Consider the following 16,303-nt stretch of genomic DNA (forward strand, 5'->3'; position numbering starts at 1 on the left):
CTCGCGGCGACGGCGGCGTCGTGCGGAGCTCATCGACGCACGCGGCGGGCGCCCGCACGCACCACCCGCGCCGGCGACCGCGCGCCCGGCACCGAGTAGGGTCATCCCCATGACCGCACGCACCACGTATCTCCTGGTGGACGGTGAGAACATCGACGCCACCCTCGGCGTCTCGGTGCTCGGCCGACGACCCCAGTCCGACGAGCGCCCCCGCTGGAACAAGCTGCTCCAGCACGCCGAGCACGCCTGGCACCAGCCGGTGCGGGGCCTGTTCTTCCTCGCCGTCGGCGACAGCCTCCCCTCCGGGTTCGTGCAGGCCCTGATCGCACTGGGGTACAAGGCGATCCCGGCGCGCGGCGAGGGCAAGGTCGTGGACATCGCGATCCAGCGCACCGCCGAGGCGCCGCAGGACCGCCCGGCGGACGTCATGCTGGTCAGCCACGACAAGGACTTCGTCCCGCAGATGACGGACCTCGCGGCGACCCCGGACCGGCGCACGGCGCTGGTCGGCTTCCGCGAGTTCATGGCCACCGACCTGCAGGACATCCCCGGGATCGAGTTCCACGACCTCGAGTACGACGTGCACGCCTTCACCAGCCGTCTGCCGCGCGTGCGGATCATCGACATCGACGAGTTCGACCCGCTGGAGTTCATCCTCTGACAGATCGACGACCGATCGGTCCTCGGACTGTACACACCACGGGGTGGGGCCTGAGGGTGGGGGCATGGCTGGATACACCACGACCAACCCGACCACGGGACGCACCGACAAGCAGTTCCCTGCTCTGGAATCCGCGGGCGTGGAGGACGTGCTCCGACGGACGCACGCCGCCTTCCCGGACTGGCGGGGGACGCCCCCGGAGCGACGTGCCGAGATCCTCGAGCGCGTCGCTGACGCCTACGACTCCCGCTCGGAGGAGCTGGGACGACTGATCGCCACCGAGATGGGCAAGCCCCTGGCGCAGGGGATCGGCGAGGCCGAGCTGGCCGGATCGATCTACCGGTGGTACGCGACGCACGGCCCCGAGTCGCTCCAGGACGAGCCGCTGGACCCGCAGGGAGCGCAGGAGTCGCTCGTGCAGACCGAGCCGATCGGCCCGCTGGTCGGCGTAATGCCCTGGAACTTCCCGTACTACCAGGTGGCCCGCTTCGTCGCCCCCAACCTGATGACAGGCAACACGATCATCCTCAAGCACGCGGAGATCTGCGCCGGCTCCGCCGAGGTGATGGCCGGGATCCTGCACGACGCCGGGGTCCCCGACGACGCCTACGTCAATGTCTTCGCCGATCACGACCAGATCGCCGAGATGATCGCCGATCCGCGCGTGCGCGGCGTGTCCCTCACCGGCAGCGAGCGAGCAGGAGCCGCCGTCGCCCGGACCGCGGCTGAGCACCTCAAGAAGTCCGTGCTGGAGCTGGGCGGCTCGGACCCGCTGATCGTGCTCGAGGACGCCGATATCGCACGGGTCGCCCGCGCGGCGGCCACCGCGCGGCTGTCGAACGCGGGCCAGGCCTGCAACTCCCCCAAGCGCATGATCGTCCCGAGCGCACGGCTCGACGAGTTCGTCGCGGCGATCGTCGAGGAGTTCGAGGGCGCGACGCTCGGGGACCCGCTGGACGAGGGCGTCGACGTCGGTCCGCTCTCCTCGCTCGGCGCGCGCGACGGCGTCGTCGAGCAGGTCGCCCGCGCCGTCGAGCAGGGAGCGACTCTGCACACGGGAGGCGACGCGCTGGACCGGGAGGGCGCGTTCATGCGACCCGCCGTGCTGACCGGCGTCACCCCCGACATGGACGCCTACTCCGAGGAGATCTTCGGCCCGGTGGCGGTCATCTACGGTGCGGAGTCCGTCGATCACGCCGTGGAGCTGGCGAACGACGTGTCGTTCGGGCTGAGCGGCTCCGTCTGGAGCGAGGACCTGGCCCGGGCGCAGGAGGTCGTCGACCGCCTGGACGTGGGGATGGCGTACGTCAACGAGCACGGGACGACGCGCCCGGGCCGCCCTTCGGCGGGGTGAAGCGCTCCGGCTACGGCCGCGAGCTCGGCCGCTGGGGCATGGGCGAGTTCGTCAACGTCCGCCTGCGCCGCACCGCCGTGCACTGAGCGGGGCCGGGGGGCGCACTCCGCGGCGGCGATCGACGGCAAGTGCTCAGCCCGTCGTCATCGGCTGGTCACTTCCCGGTGCTGGGGTGGAGCGCATGCTCCACGCACCCCGGACCCCAGCCCGCCGACACGACTCCTCGCTCGCCCTCCCTCCCCTCGGCCGACGCACCCTCCTGGTCGGGGCGGGCCTCGCTCTCGGCGGCACCGCCGCCTCGGCCCTCCCCGACCAGCGTGCCTTCGCGGAGGACGCGGGGCTGGACCCCACCGGCACCACCCTCGAGGCCGTCGCGGTGCCCGAGGCCGGGGAGAAAGACTCCTACCGTCGTCTCACCGCCGGCCCCGGCTACGCCTTCGAGGTGCGCGAGGACGCGCTGGACCGCGCCCCGCGGGCCTCCCGCGCCGATACCCGCGTGCCGCTGGCGGCCTTCGTCCAGTTCACCGACCTGCACGTGCTCGACGCCCAGTCCCCTATGCGCTTCGAGTTCCTCCACGACATCACCGGCTCCGCCTTCCGCCCGCAGGAGTCGCTGACCACCCAGGGCGCCGTCTCCCTCATCGAGCGGGTCAACGAGCCGCGCCGCGGCCCCCACACCGGGCGCGACCTCGACTGCGTGGTCACCACCGGCGACAACACCGACAACCACGAGCACGTGGAGCTCGACTGGTTCCTCGCCCTCATGAACGGCGGGGAGATCACCGCGAACACCGGGGCCGACGGGACCTGGGAGGGCGTGCAGACGGGCGGGTCGACCCACTACTGGCATCCCGGCGGCGAGGTCGAGGACCGCTACGCCGAGGCCGGTTTCCCGCAGCTGCCCGAGCCGCTCGCGGGCGCCATGTCCACCCACACGAGCCCCGGCCTGGACATCCCCTGGTTCAGCGTCTTCGGCAACCACGACGACTCGATCAGCGGAACCCTCCCCACGAACTGGGACGTCCTGCGGGAGATGTACACCGGCTCGTGGAAGTTCACCGGCTTCGCCTCGGAGACCGCGAACCGGCGCTCGAGGCGCAGGTGCGCACCGCGGAGGCCGGCGGCACCGGCGAGGCGCGCGCCAGACCCTCTCCGGCTCCCTCGACCCCGAGCGCCGGTACGAGGTCACGCCCGACGAGCGCCGCGAGCCCTTCACCCCCGAGGAGTACATCCGCGCCCATCTGGGCCAGACCCCGCGTGTCGGCACTCCCGGGCACGGCTTCACCGAGGAGAACGCGGTGGAGTCGACCGGCTACTACACCTTCGAGATCGCGCCGGGCGTGGTCGGCATCGCGCTGGACTCCACCAACCGCGCGGGCTTCACGCAGGGCTCCCTGGGCCACGCCCAGTACCGCTGGCTCGAGGAGACCCTCGAGGAGGGCTCCAGCCGCTACTACGACGGGATCGGGCGCCTCCAGCGTACGCAGTCCGGGGACACGTACTTCGTGGTCTTCAGCCACCACACCCCGGACACGATGAACAACCTGCTGCTCGAGCCCGGCGTCCGCGAGCCGCGCCATGCCGGCTGGGACGTGGAGAACCTGCTGGGCCGCTTCCCGAACGTGCTCGCCTGGGTCAACGGCCACACGCACACCAATACGATCGCGGCCGCACGGCGACGACGTCGCCGAGCGCCGCTACTGGAAGATCACCACCGCCTCGCACGTGGACTTCCCGCGCAGCAGGCGCGGGTGCTCGAGGTGGTCGACAACCGCGACGGGACGCTCTCGCTGCTCAGCACCCTGATCGAGGCGAAGGCCCCGTACCAGGGCGAAGGCCTGGCGAGCCTGTACCGGGAGCTGTCCTTCAACGACCTCCACGCCGAGCGGGCGCAGGAGGGCGAGGGGAAGGACCGCAACGTCGAGCCGCTGCTGGCGACGCCCGGGCACTGAGAGCGGGCCGGCCCAGTCCTGCGGGACGCGCCCCCGACATGCAGAATCCCCCTCCGACCTGCTGGTCGGAGGGGGATTCTCTCGCGGTGCGCAAGGGGGGACTTGAACCCCCACGCTGTTGCCAGCACACGGACCTGAACCGTGCGCGTCTACCAATTCCGCCACTTGCGCGTATCTCCGGCACCGGGTCTCGTGGCGCCGAGGCCGAAGGTTCCCTCAGGTTACCCCCGCCGAACCCTGAGCCCAAGCCGACACCCTTCACAGTAACGAACGCCACTCCGGGCCGGTTCGGCGCTCGACGCTCAGCGCATCGACTCGGCCTCCTCGAAGGCGGCGTCGATGTCGGCCGGATCGATGCGGCGACGGCCCACCACCACGTAGAGGACAGTCGCGACGATCACCGCGGGGATGCCGACCATCGCGGCGACCTGCATGCTGGGCCGCACGAACACGGTCGCGAAGACGGCGGCGAGGCCCACCAGGCCGACGCCCGCGGTGACCACGCCGCCCGGCATGCGGAAGGTGCCGCCCCGCTCGCCGCGTCGGCGGAAGGCGATGTAGGTCGCGAGGATCAGCGCCCACACCATGATCACCGAGAACACCACGAGGCTCATCATGTAGCCGAACACCCCGCCCACGCCGCTGAAGGCCAGCGGCGCGGCACCGATCAGGCCGATCGAGCTCAGGGCGATGCCGACGGCGGGGACGCGCCGGGCCGTGACGTGCGCGGCGAAGCGCGGCGCGAGCCCGTCGGAGGCGAGGGAGTGCAGGATCCGGTCGCCGGCGTAGAGGTTCGCGTTCGCGGCCGACAGCGCCGCGACCAGCACCAGCAGGTTCGTGATGTGGGCGGCGCCGGGGATGCCGATCCGGTCGAAGACCATCACGAAGGGCGAGGTGGCGACGTCCTCGCGGTCGCCGGCCGCCTGTCGCCACGGCACCAGGCACACCACGATCCCGATGCACAGCACGTAGAAGAAGGCCAGGCGCACGATCGTGGTGCGGGCGGCGGTGCGGATCGAACGAGCGGGATCCTTCGCCTCGGCGGCGGTGATCGAGAGCGGCTCGATGCCCCCGAAGGAGAACATCACCACCGACAGCGCGACCCACACCGCGGCCCAGCCCATCGGGGCGAAGCCCCCGTCGGCCGTGAGCTCGACGAAGCCGGGCGCCTCCTGGCCGGGCATCCCGAAGAGCACCAGGACGGCGCCGATCAGGATGAACACGAACACCGCGATCACCTTGATCGAGGACAGGAGGAACTCGATCACGCCGAAGGAGCCGACGCTGGAGAGGTTGATCGCGATGATCAGCGCCGCGAACAGCAGGATCCCGGCCCAGATCGGCACCGCGGGCACCCAGTAGGCGAGATAGGCGGCGCAGGCGACCAGCTCCGCGCCGGTCACGCAGACGGTGACGATCCAGTACAGCCAGCGGCTGAGATAGCCCCAGAACGGGGAGAGGTAGCGGGCGGCGAGGGTGCCGAAGCCGCCGCGCACGGGGTGGCGGGAGGCCATCTCGCCCATCGCGAGCGCGATCGTCGCGGCGATCATGGCGCCGAGCGCGAAGGAGATGATCACGGCGGGGCCGGCGATGCCGATCGCCTCGCCGGAGCCGAGGAACAGGCCGGTGCCGAGCGCGGAGCCCATGGCGATCATCGCCATCTGGCCGTGGCCGAGCGAGCGGGCGAGTCGCCCGTCGGCGCGCTCGTCGGAGGAGGAGGTCTGGGAGGTCACCCGTCGAGGGTAGCCCCGTCCTGCGGCCGGGGTCGGGACCTGTCAGCCCTCGGTGTCGAGGTCGTCGCGCACGGTGGCGTTCAGTCCGACGAGCAGCAGCACGCCGGCCGGGACGAGGACGAGAAGGCCGATGTCGGCGATCTCGGGGACGAGGGTGAGGCCGTAGCCGGCCGAGAGCAGGAGCACGGCGAGGGCGACGAGCCACATCGCGGAGGGTCCGCGGGGGCGGGGGTCGCGGGGGCGGCGGGTCGGAGGGCGAGCGGGCTTCTGGAAGGTCGTCATGTCCTGACTCTTCCGGATCCCGCCTCCCGGCACATCCTGCGATGGGAGGAGGCCTCGGCGGGGATGGTCGGCCCCGGGGCCGACGATGGTCGTGGGGGCGAGCCCCCATGGCGCACGGTCGCCTAGGATCGGGGCGACCGTTCGCAGACCGACCCGAGAGGGCCCCGATGCGCGCCGCCCGTCCCGTCCTGCTCGCCCCCGTCCTCGCACTGCTGCTCGGCGGGTGCGGCGCCCTCGCGCCCGGCGGAGGAGCGGCCCCCGAGGTGCCGCCGCCGGAGACGACCCACGGCACCGTCACCGCTCTGCGGGGCGGGCTCGAGGAGCAGTTCTCCGTCGACCTCGAGGACCTCACCGGCTCCCGCCCGGCGTCGTGCGACGAGCCGCTGGCCTGCGCGATCCAGGTCGAGGAGCAGAGCCCCTCCGGGACCCTCCTGGTGCACGCCTGGCAGGCGGACCCCGCAGTGGACGTCGTCGCACGGCCTGGACAGCACCACCGGCGAAGTGCGGTGGACGCTCGAGGAGGACGGCGAGGTCGCGGCGGTGGACGTCTCGCGCCACGGCCCGGCGTTCGTGGAGGTCGACGACGGCGGGGAGCGGCGGACGCTGATGCTCGACCCCGAGTCCGGGGCGGATATCGCGGCGCTCGACCTGCCCTCGGACGTGCGCCACGTCGAGGTCGTCGACACCGACCACGGCATCGTGCTCATGGCGGCGCTGGAGGGCACGGCCGACGGTGGGGGGGGGCGCCGCGCGAGATCGAGCCGCTCGGCCTGGGGACGGACGGCACGGAGCACTGGCGCACCTCGCTGTCACCCGAGTCCGAGGCGCCGGCCTCGTCCTATCTCCTCGACACCGTGCTGGGCGACGTCGTCGTCTTCTCCGGGCCGGGCCATGAGCCGGAGGTGCTCGCCCGCATCGCGCCGGCCGGCGGCGAGGAGTCGCCGATCGGCATGGAGACCGGCGAATACCTGGACGGGCATCACCTGGCCTTCGACGACCTCAGCGTCACCGGGCTCGTGGCTCGGGGCTCGTACGTCAGCTCCGACGAGGCGGAGCCCTGGGAGCCGCCGCGCTCGCGGAGCCTCGGCGGCGTCGTGCGGCCGCTCGGGGTGTGCGACGGCACGCTGGTCACCGCCGATCCCGTCCGCGACGAGGGCGGCGAGGCGCAGGTGCGGGGCCTCGACGCACGGACGGGACAGGAGCTGTGGGCGGTGCCCGTCGAGGCTGGGCCGAGCGGCGGGCTCTGCGCCGCCGGCGACGTCCTGCTCGAGGACCGCACCACCCTCCACCTGATCGACGGCAGGAGCGGGGAGACGCTCGACGCCCCGCGCATGGTGGAGACCCCGTTCGAGATCCCCGAGGGCGGCGGCCGCCACGGACGTGCCGCGCGACCTGACCCTCGGCACGACGTCCCTCCGGGATCCCGAGGCAGGCATCGCGACCGAGGTGCACGAGCCCGGGGAGATGCCGGTGCTCACCGTGAGCCGGTGAGCGGGGACGAGGCTCAGGCGACACCGCGGGCGCGGTCGATCGCGTCCTTGGCCTCCTTGAGGCCCGCGCCGGTGTGCTCGCGGTACACCTTGATCGCCTCGATGACCTTGCCCTCCGCGATGAGCCGACGGCATTATTCCGGCACGCGCGGAGCGCCCGACTCCTCGCGGAGCCGCTCGAGCTCCGCCTCGCCGACGCCGGCCCGCTCGGCGAGGACGCCGACGAGGACCTCCAGCCGTGCAATCTGCTCCTGGAGGTTCTCGATCGTGGTCTGCTGCTGCCTGGTGCGTCCGAACATGGCGACAACCTATCCGGCAGGCGGCCCGAGGAGCCTTCGAGGAAGGTCTCGGGAACGCAGCGACGCCCCGCACCGTGACGGTGCGGGGCGCTGAAGGGGGATCGCGCGGATCGTTGATCAGACCGGTCAGGCGTCGCGCCTGCTTGCCTGATCTCCTACCGCTCGTACCTCGCAGTACGTCGATCAGGCCTTGGCGGCACCCTTGGCGGCGACGACCTGGATGACGAGGTTCGCGAAGATCTCGTCGTGCAGGCGCACGGTCGCCTTGTGCTCGCCGAGCGAGCGGATCGGGGTGGCGAACTCGACGGTGCGACGGTCGATGTCCTTGTCGAACATCGCCTTGACGCCCTCGGCGACCTCCTTGGAGGAGACCGCACCGAACAGACGGCCGTTCTGGCCGGCGCGCTCGGCGATGACGACGGGCTTCGACTCGAGCGTCGCCTTCAGGGCCTGCGCCTCCTCGATGTTCGCGATGGCGCGCTTGCCGCGGGCCGCACGGATCTGGTCGAGCTGACGCTGACCGCCCTTGGTCCACGGGGTCGCGAGACCGCGGGGCAGGAGGAAGTTGCGGGCGTAGCCGTCCTTGACCTCGACGACATCGCCGGCGGCGCCGAGGCCGGTGACCTCGTTGGTGAGGATGAGCTTGCTGGTCATGTGCTTCCCTTCCTCGCTCAGCGACCGGAGGTCGAGTACGGCGACGAGGGCGATCTCGCGGGCGTTCTTCACGGCCTTCGCGATCTTGCGCCGCTCCTGGACGGAGACGCCGGTGACCCGACGGGCGCGGATCTTTCCACGGTCGGAGATGAACTTGCGCAGCGGCGCGCGGCGTCCTTGTAGTCGACGGTCTCGAGACCGGCGGCCTTCAGCGGGTTCTGCTTCTTCTTCGGCTTGCGAAGAACAGGCTTGGCCATCGTGGTGCTCCTTCTTTCTGAGGGGAGCCCGGGCATGCACCCGGGATGGGGTTGTTCTTAGGGGTTCTCTGCGCGGGGTGCCGGGATCCGGCGCGCCGATCAGAAGGGCGGGTCGTCGTACCCGCCCTGGTTGCCTCCACCGGCCCACGGGTCGGCGTTGGGAGCGCCCTGCGGCGCGTTGTAGCCGCCCTGACCGCCCTGGTTGCCATATCCGCCCTGGCCGCCGAAGCCGCCCTGGCCGCCGCCCTGCGGGGCTCCGCCGCCGAAACCGCCTCGGCCGCCGCCACCGCCGCCGCGCTGGACCTTGGTGGCCTTCGCGGTCGCGTAGCGGAGGGAGGGGCCGATCTCGTCGACGTCCAGCTCGATGCTGGTGCGGTTGTTGCCCTCGCGGTCGGTGAAGGAGCGCCGCTTGAGGCGGCCCTGTGCGACCACGCGGGAGCCCTTCTCGAGCGACTCGGCCACGTTCTCCGCGGCGTCGCGCCAGATGGAGCAGCGGAGGAACAGCGCCTCGCCGTCCTTCCACTCGTTCGACTGGCGGTCGAAGGTGCGGGGGTGGACGCGATGGTGAACGACGCGACCGCGACGCCGGACTGCGTGAAGCGCGGCTCGGGGTCCGCGGTGAGGTTGCCGATCACCGTGATGACGGTGTCATTCGCCATGGGTGCTCCTCTGCTCCGGGGGTGTGGTGGATCGTGCGGGGGTCAGAGACGGCAGGTCACTCGGCGTCGAGACGCATGAGCTTGGTGCGCATGACGGACTCGTTGAGCCCGAGCTGACGGTCCAGCTCCTGCGCGGTGGACGCCTTCGCGGTGAACTGCAGGACGATGTAGATGCCCTCGGACTTCTTGTCGATCTCGTAGGCGAACTTCCGCTTGCCCCAGACGTCGACGTTGTCGATGATGCCGCCCTCGGTCGGGACGACCTGGACGAGCTTCTCGAAGGTTCCGGTGACGGTCCGCTCATCGACGGACGGGTCGAGGATCACGACCATTTCGTACTTGCGCATGTTCTGGTACCCACCTCCTGTGGTCTCTGCGGCCACGGTCTCTCCGTGGCAGGAGGGTTCATGCCGACCGTGCGGGCATCGGCGATGCACGTCACGGACCGGGACAGCCTACCCGTGCCCAGGAGCATCGGCCAGGGAGTGCCCGCCGGTGCGCGGCGCATCACAGGGCGTGCGCGAGCGGAGCCGGGCGGCGCGGCACGACCGATCGGTCCGTCCGCACCACCGCGCCCGCCCTACCGTGGGTGGATGACCAGCACCGATGAGCGCCCCACACTGCGCCGCACCGTCACCACCACCGGGCTCTTCCTGTTCATCCTCGGGGACGTGCTCGGAGCGGGGGTGTACGTGCTGGCCGGGGAGATCGCGGGCATCGCCGGCGGCGCCCTATGGGTCCCCCTCGTGGCGGCGCGCTGCTGGCGCCGCTGACCGCCGGCTCCTACGCCGAGCTCGCGACGAAGTACCCCCGGGCGGGAGGCTCCTCCCACTACGCCACCCGCGCGTTCGGCCCCTTCGCGGGGTTCCTCGTCGGGTTCTGCATGCTCTCGGCCGGGATCGTGTCCGTCGGCGCGCTCGCGCTGGGCTTCGCCGGGGACTATCTCGGCGCCTTCGTCAGTCTGCCCGTCGTGCTCGTGGTGGTCGTTTTCCTCGCCCTGCTCGCGGCGCTGAACACCCGCGGCATCTCCGAGTCGCTGGGCGCGAACCGCGTGGCCACCCTGATCGAGGTGGGCGGCCTGCTGCTGGTGATCGTGCTGGGCGGAATCGTGATCGGCCGGGGCGAGGGCAACCTGGGCCGGCTCACGGAGCTCGGGACCCCCGAGAACGGACCGGTCGCGGCGGTGCTCGCCGGCACCGTCCTCGCGTTCTACTCCTACGTCGGCTTCGAGACCAGCGTGAACATCGCCGAGGAGACGAAGGACCCCTCACGCTCCTACCCCCGCGCCCTGTTCGGTGCGCTGATCGTCACCGGTGTGGTCTATGCGCTGATCGGGGTGGTCGCCTCCGCCGTCGTGCCCACCGAGGAGCTCGCGGGCTCCTCCGCACCGCTCGCCCTCGTGGTCGAGGCGGCGGGCATCGTGCCGCCGGTCGTGTTCAGCGCGATCGCGCTGATCGCGGTGGCGAACGGGGCGCCGCTGACGGGCATCATGAGCTCCCGCCTCGCCTACGGCATGGCGTCCGACGGACTCCTGCCGCAGGTGCTCGCACGGGTCCTCCCCGGGCGCCGCACCCCGTGGGTCGCGATCCTCGTGACCACGGCGCTGTCGCTCCTCCTCGCCCTCACCGGGACCATCGACGTGCTCGCGGGCACCATGGTGTCGCTCCTGCTGGTGGTCTTCCTCTCCGTGAACGCGGCCGTCCTGGTGCTTGCGCCGCGACCGGCCGGCGCACCGCCACTTCCGCGTCCCGGCCGTGCTCCCGGTCGGGGGCCTGGTCTCGTGCCTGCTTCGCTGATGACTCAGGTCGAGTGGGCGGTGTGGCGGCTGGGGCTCCCGTTCCTCGTCGTGGCGGCGGCGCTCGCGGCCCTCGCCGCATGGCGGCGACGCCGGGCCGGTGAGCTCACCGGCGCCGACGCCGCCTGAGGCTCAGGCCCCCGCGGGGAACCGCTCCCAGACGCGATGGCTCCCGAGCAGGGCGATGATCTCGCCGAGCACGCTCTCGCCTTCCTCACCGGCGACGAGCCCTGCGCCGCCGGGGGCGGTGCGCTCCTCGAGCGCCTCGCGGCCGGGGCCCCAGGCGCCGATCGCCTTCGCGTGGCGCCAGCACTCGTCGATCAGCTTGCCCACCCGCGGCTCGACCTCGCCGTTCCCGGGCGCGCCGGCCTTCGGGTCCACCGACGGGCGGGAGTCCGGGGCCAGGAGCGGGTTGCCGGCGAGCAAGAGGGCGTCCACCTCGACGGAGGCGGCGGTGCCGAGAGTGCGAGCCACCGGCACTCCGGCGACCTCGCCGCCGCGCGGCGCGATGACCAGCGGGGTCATCGAGGCGGCGACGATCGCCTCGTGCGGCGCCAGCAGGTCCGCGTTGTCCGCCTCGGGGTCGACGACGATGCCGATCTTCCTGCCGTCGACGGGCCAGCCGCCGCCGAGCTGGGACAGCGGTGCGCTGGTGGCCGGCCCCTCCTCGGAACCGTCGTCCGGGACCGTCGGCTCCGGGGCGGGCAGGCCGAGGGCCGAGGCGACCCGGGCGCAGAGCTCGCCGTCGATGTTCGCCAGGCTCTGCAGCTGGCGCTCCTTGATCGTGTTCTCGTAGCACTTGCCGAGCTCGAAGGAGTACGCGTCGACGATGTGGTCCTTCTCGACCGGCGTCATGTCGCGCCAGAACAGGCGGGCCTGGCTGAAGTGGTCCTCGAAGGTGGCCGAGAGCTCCCGCTCCTTCACCCCCTCGGGCACCCGGACCGGCAGGTCCTCGAAGGCGCCGTCCATCTCGCCCGCCATGAACGGGCGACCCCCGTCCAGGGAGTTCGGCTGATAGGGCGCGACACCGGCGTGGTCGCCCTGCTGACCGTAGCCGTCCCGGAGCATGTCGTTGACCGGGGCGTGTGCACGGTTGATCGGCGACTGCGCGAAGTTCGGCCCGCCGAGCCGGGTGAGCTGGGTGTCGACGTAGGAGAACAGCCGCACCTGCAGCGAGCGGATCATCGGTGACGTCGATGCCCGGCACCAGATGGCCGGGGTTGAAGGCGACCTGCTCGGTCTCGGCGAAGTAGTTGCTGGGGTTGCGGTCCAGGGTGAGCCGGCCGATGGTCGCGCACCGGCGCCAGCTCCTCGGGCACGAACTTCGTAGGGTCCAGCAGGTCGATCCCCTCGAAGCTCTGCTCCTCGTTGTCGGGGAACACCTGGATCCCGAGCGCCCAGCTGGGGTGGGCCCCGGACTCGATCGCATCGGCGAGGTCGCGGCGATGGAAATCCGGGTCGTTGCCGCCCAGGAGCCGCGCCTCCTCCCAGGTCAGCGAGTGCACGCCGAGCTGAGGCTTCCAATGGAACTTCACCAGCGAGGTCTCCCCGGCGGCGTTCGCGAGCCGGAAGGTGTGGATCCCGAAGCCCTCCATCATCCGGTAGGAGCGCGGGATGCCGCGGTCGCCCATGAACCACAGGGTGTGGTGCTGGGCCTCGGTGTGCAGGGAGACGAAGTCCCAGAAGGTGTCGTGCGCGCTCTGGGCCTGGGGGATCTCGCGGTCGGGATGGGGCTTGGCGGCGTGGACGACGTCGGGGAACTTGATGCCGTCCTGGATGAAGAACACCGGGATGTTGTTGGCGACCAGGTCGAAGGTGCCCTCGTCGGTGTAGAACTTCGTGGCGAAGCCGCGCGTGTCCCGGGCGGTGTCCATCGAGCCGCGCGAGCCGACGACGGTGGAGAAGCGGGTGAACACCTCGGTGCGCTTCCCCTTGGCAAGGAATCCGGCACGGCACACGGGTTCCGCGGTGCCGTACCCCTCGAAAACGCCATGGGCGGCGGCGCCGCGGGCATGGACCACTCGTTCCGGGATCCGCTCGTGGTCGAAGTGGGTGATCTTCTCGCGCAGGTGGTGGTCCTGCAGCGGCACGGGGCCGCGCCGGCCCGCCTTCAGCGAGTGGTCGGTGTCGCGCGCCCGCGCTCCCTGCGAGGTGGTCAGGAAGGCGCCCTGCTGGGCGTTCGTGCTGCGCTCCGGGCCCGGCTCGGCGCCGGTGGGCGTGCGCGGCGCGCACCCTGCTGATCGGGCTTCGGCGGGAGGGGCCCGTCCGGTGCGGTCGGCTCCTCGAGCTGGGGCGGGCGGGCGCCGGGCCGGCCGGGAGCGGGGGTGGGGGTCTTCTTCGGAGGGGTCATGACGTGTCTCCTCGGGGGGCTCGCGCGGGTCATCGCTGACGCATGTCACGGTAGGCGTGCACGCGGCGGACCGACAGTCGCCCGAGCGTTCGTGCAGGGCACTGCGCAGAACGATCGGTCCGTGCGGCCGGGCCGATCGGTCCGAGGAGATCAGCAGGCGCCTGCCTGGCCGACCTCGCGATCAGCCCTTCGACCGGTTTCCGCGCATGGCGCGCTTGGCACGGGCGAACCAGCCTCCGGTGGAGATCGCGTTCGGGACGCCGCCGCCGGCCATGAAGCCGGCGGTCTGCCCCATCAGGCGGGTGTGGCGGCTCTCGCACAGTCGACGGCCCGTGATCGAGCGGTGCACCCTCCCGCGGATCCGGTTGCGGCACTGCTCGCAGCGGGCGGCCACAGTCAGTCCCCTTCTCGGCCGCCGCGCGGCCCTCGCGGCCGCCTCCGGCCCCCTGGCCCTCGCCGGGCAGCAGGTCCTCGACCTCGGGGAGACCGGCGTCGGCCTCCTCGTCGCCACCCTGCTCGTCGGCCGACGGCTCCTCGGTGGGCTGGTCCGCAGGAGGCTCCTCGTCCGCGGGCGGCTCCTCCGACGAGGGCTCCTCGGTGGGCTCGGGCTCCTCCGTCGTCGGCTCCTCCGTGGTCGGCTCCTCGGTGGTGGGCTCCTCCGTCGTCGGTTCCTCGGTGGTGGGCTCCTCCGTGGTGGGCTCCTCGCTGGGCTCCTCCTGCGTCGGCTCCGGGGCCTGGGTCGGCTCGGGCTCCTGCGTGGGCGGCGGGACGTAGCTGCGCTCCTGCGTCTCGTTGTCCAGCCGCACCTCCTCGGGGAACTCGAGGTACTCCTCGCCCTCCAGGGAGGTCGACATGATGTCGCCCCAGATCTGGGTGGGGAAGGTGCCGCCGGTGATGTTCTGCTCCCCGCCGAAGGGGGTCAGGGTCTCCTCGGAGGTGCCGTCGGCCGAGGGCTGGAACATTCCCACGGCGGTGACCAGTCGCGGGGTGAAGCCCACGAACCAGGCCGAGCGGAACCGCTCGGAGGTGCCGGTCTTGCCGGCGACCGGGCGGCCGCCCATGACGTTCTGCAGGTCGCGCGCGGAGCCCTGGGTGGGCGGGCCCTGCAATGCGACGGTCGCGTTGATCGCGACCTCCTCGTCCATGCCCTGGGTTTCCGTGGTCTCGTGCTCGTAGCGCGAGGAGCCGTCGGGCCGGGTCACGGACTGCACGACGTAGCTGTCGCGGTGCACGCCGCCGGAGGCGATCGAGCCGTACACCTCGGCCATCTCCGCGACCGTCGGGGAGGCGGAGCCGAGCACGTTCGAGGACTCCGCGTCCAGACCCGGAGTGTCCTCCGGCAGGCCCAGGGAGATCGCGGTCTCCTGGGTGCGCTCGGGGCCGATCTCGAGGTTCGCCTCCGCGTAGGCGGTGTTGATCGAGTTGGTGGTCGCCGTCTCGAGGGTGACCCGGCCGTAGTCGATGTCGTTGAAGTTCTTCACCGTCCAGCCGCCGCGGAAGGTCTTCGGCGAGTTGCCGTCCCAGCGGGAGTCCAGCGGGTAGCCGTCCTCGAGCGCGGCGATCAGGGTGAAGGTCTTGAAGATCGAGCCGGCCTGCATGCGGGACTGGGTGGCGTCGTTCTGCGCCTGGGTGACGTAGTCCGCGCCGCCGTACATGCCGCGGATCGCACCGGTGGAGGGGTCCATCGTCACGGTGCCCACGCGGTTGTTCTCGGGCCGATCCTCGGGCAGGTTCTCGACGGCCTGGACGGTGTTCTCCTGGATCGCGGGGTCGATCGTGGAGACGATGGTGAAGCCGCCGGTGTTGATCTCGTCCTCGGTGAAGCCCTCGGCGATCAGCTCGTTGCGGACCTGCGACAGGAGATAGCCGTTGGTGCCGCCGAGGGAGTTCTCGGAGTTCGGCTCGACCGTCTTCGGGAACTCGAGGGCGTCCGCCTCGGCGGGGGTCATCTGCTCCTCGGCGACCTGGCGGGTGATCACCCGGTCCCACAGCTGAGTGGCGCCCTCGAGGTCGTTCGCGGGGTCGTAGGTGGAGGGGCTCGGGATCACGGCGACCAGCGGCGCGGCCTCGGCGTCGGTGAGCTCGGAGGCGTCCTTGTCGAAGTAGGCCTGGGAGGCCTCCTGCACGCCGTAGGCGCCGCGGCCGAAGTAGATGGTGTTGAGGTAGCGGGAGAGGATCTCGTCCTTGGAGAGCTCCTGGTCCGCCTTCAGCGCCATGACCGCCTCCTTCGCCTTGCCGACGTAGGAGGTCTCGGTGCCGGTGTAGTACCGCTCCACGTACTGCATGGTGATGGTGGAGCCTCCCTGGCGGGCCCCGCCCTGGAGGTTGTTGACGAAGGCGCGGACGATGCCGCGCGGGGAGACGCCGCGGTTCTCGTAGAAGCTCGAGTCCTCGCTCGCGACGACGGCCTGCTTGACGTTGTCGGGGATCTCGTCGGCCGGGAGCTCGGTGCGGTTGATCTCGCTGAACTTGCCCATCTCGGTCTCGCCGTCGGCGAAGTAGACACGGGAGGTCTGGGCGAGGGCGAAGTCGGAGGGCTCGGGCACCTCGGTGTCGTTGTACAGCCACACCGCGAAGCCGAGCCCGGCCAGCACGAACAGCGCCATGGCGCCGACGATCATGCGCAGCGAGGGAATCCAGCGCCAGGGGTTCTTCCGCCCGGCGCGGGGGTAGTTCAGGAAGTTCGTCGCCGCGACCTTCTTCCCGCGACCCTTCCCCGCGCCCTTCGGGGCGGCGCCGGCGTGGCGGGCGCTCACGGAGGTGCGGGAGGTGGGGCGCTTCGCGGAGCTCGCGGAGGCGGCCGACGTGCTGGCGGCG

The 16,303-nt window shown here is 71.6% G+C and carries 11 protein-coding genes, 1 tRNA gene and 4 pseudogenes; 5 read left to right on the forward strand and 11 right to left on the reverse strand.

Features of this window, described 5'->3' with window-relative positions:
- Positions 1-109: 109 nt before the first annotated feature.
- Both WKH84_RS13605 and WKH84_RS13610 read left to right on the forward strand, forming a co-directional pair.
- Positions 110-661, forward strand: coding sequence for an NYN domain-containing protein (locus WKH84_RS13605; RefSeq protein ID WP_341854042.1), 552 nt, complete (start codon positions 110-112; stop codon positions 659-661).
- Between the two features lie 64 nt (positions 662-725).
- Positions 726-2,101, forward strand: a pseudogene (locus tag WKH84_RS13610) (NAD-dependent succinate-semialdehyde dehydrogenase).
- Positions 2,102-2,169: 68 nt separating this feature from the next.
- Here WKH84_RS13610 and WKH84_RS13615 read toward each other — a convergent pair.
- A complete protein-coding gene (locus WKH84_RS13615) occupies positions 2,170-2,751 on the reverse strand; it encodes a hypothetical protein (protein WP_341854043.1) in 582 nt (193 codons plus the stop codon).
- A 562-nt stretch (positions 2,752-3,313) separates the two neighbouring features.
- Here WKH84_RS13615 and WKH84_RS13620 point away from each other — a divergent pair.
- Positions 3,314-3,967, forward strand: a complete 654-nt coding sequence (locus WKH84_RS13620) for a hypothetical protein (RefSeq protein WP_341854044.1) — start codon at positions 3,314-3,316, stop codon at positions 3,965-3,967.
- An 87-nt stretch (positions 3,968-4,054) separates the two neighbouring features.
- On the opposite strand, the gene WKH84_RS13625 is transcribed toward WKH84_RS13620, so the two are convergent.
- The 3 genes from WKH84_RS13625 to WKH84_RS13635 all read right to left on the reverse strand — a co-directional run bounded on the left by WKH84_RS13625 (position 4,055) and on the right by WKH84_RS13635 (position 5,982).
- Positions 4,055-4,138: transfer RNA gene (locus tag WKH84_RS13625), tRNA-Leu, on the reverse strand.
- A 131-nt stretch (positions 4,139-4,269) separates the two neighbouring features.
- The gene (locus tag WKH84_RS13630; protein ID WP_341854045.1) at positions 4,270-5,700 is read right to left on the reverse strand and encodes an amino acid permease; all 1,431 of its coding nucleotides are present in this window, start codon (positions 5,698-5,700) and stop codon (positions 4,270-4,272) included.
- 42 nt (positions 5,701-5,742) lie between these two features.
- A complete protein-coding gene (locus WKH84_RS13635) occupies positions 5,743-5,982 on the reverse strand; it encodes a hypothetical protein (RefSeq protein WP_341854046.1) in 240 nt (79 codons plus the stop codon).
- A 167-nt stretch (positions 5,983-6,149) separates the two neighbouring features.
- On the opposite strand from WKH84_RS13635, the gene WKH84_RS13640 reads away from it, so the two are divergent.
- Positions 6,150-7,865, forward strand: coding sequence for a hypothetical protein (locus WKH84_RS13640; RefSeq protein WP_341854047.1), 1,716 nt, complete (start codon positions 6,150-6,152; stop codon positions 7,863-7,865).
- 89 nt (positions 7,866-7,954) lie between these two features.
- Here the strand turns inward: WKH84_RS13640 and rplI are convergent, their stop codons facing one another.
- From rplI to rpsF, 4 genes and pseudogenes are all read right to left on the reverse strand, one after another.
- Positions 7,955-8,425, reverse strand: a complete 471-nt coding sequence (gene rplI / locus WKH84_RS13645; RefSeq protein ID WP_263310744.1) for a 50S ribosomal protein L9 — start codon at positions 8,423-8,425, stop codon at positions 7,955-7,957.
- A gap of 17 nt (positions 8,426-8,442) precedes the next feature.
- Positions 8,443-8,682 (reverse strand): annotated as a pseudogene (rpsR, locus tag WKH84_RS13650) (30S ribosomal protein S18).
- 99 nt (positions 8,683-8,781) lie between these two features.
- Positions 8,782-9,341: pseudogene (locus WKH84_RS13655) on the reverse strand (single-stranded DNA-binding protein).
- Between the two features lie 56 nt (positions 9,342-9,397).
- Entirely contained in the window at positions 9,398-9,688 is a 291-nt protein-coding gene (gene rpsF, locus WKH84_RS13660; RefSeq protein WP_341856896.1) for a 30S ribosomal protein S6, read from the reverse strand.
- A 246-nt stretch (positions 9,689-9,934) separates the two neighbouring features.
- On the opposite strand from rpsF, the pseudogene WKH84_RS13665 reads away from it, so the two are divergent.
- Positions 9,935-11,265, forward strand: a pseudogene (locus tag WKH84_RS13665) (APC family permease).
- A 3-nt stretch (positions 11,266-11,268) separates the two neighbouring features.
- Here WKH84_RS13665 and WKH84_RS13670 read toward each other — a convergent pair.
- Genes WKH84_RS13670 through WKH84_RS13680 form a run of 3 tightly spaced genes read right to left on the reverse strand, consistent with a single transcriptional unit; the run spans position 11,269 to position 16,242 of the window.
- Positions 11,269-12,321 carry a catalase-related domain-containing protein gene (locus WKH84_RS13670; RefSeq protein ID WP_341854048.1) on the reverse strand — a complete coding sequence of 351 codons (1,053 nt, stop codon included), beginning with the start codon at positions 12,319-12,321 and terminating at the stop codon, positions 11,269-11,271.
- Positions 12,318-13,535: a catalase gene (locus WKH84_RS13675; RefSeq protein ID WP_341854049.1), complete on the reverse strand. Its 1,218-nt coding sequence runs from the start codon at positions 13,533-13,535 to the stop codon at positions 12,318-12,320. The genes WKH84_RS13670 and WKH84_RS13675 overlap by 4 nt, the downstream gene beginning before the upstream one ends.
- Positions 13,516-16,242, reverse strand: coding sequence for a transglycosylase domain-containing protein (locus tag WKH84_RS13680; RefSeq protein ID WP_341854050.1), 2,727 nt, complete (start codon positions 16,240-16,242; stop codon positions 13,516-13,518). The genes WKH84_RS13675 and WKH84_RS13680 overlap by 20 nt, the downstream gene beginning before the upstream one ends.
- Positions 16,243-16,303: the final 61 nt, after the last annotated feature.

Origin of the sequence: Brachybacterium sp. GPGPB12 (assembly GCF_038396325.1) — a bacterium.
Classification (GTDB): Bacteria; Actinomycetota; Actinomycetes; order Actinomycetales; family Dermabacteraceae; genus Brachybacterium; species Brachybacterium conglomeratum.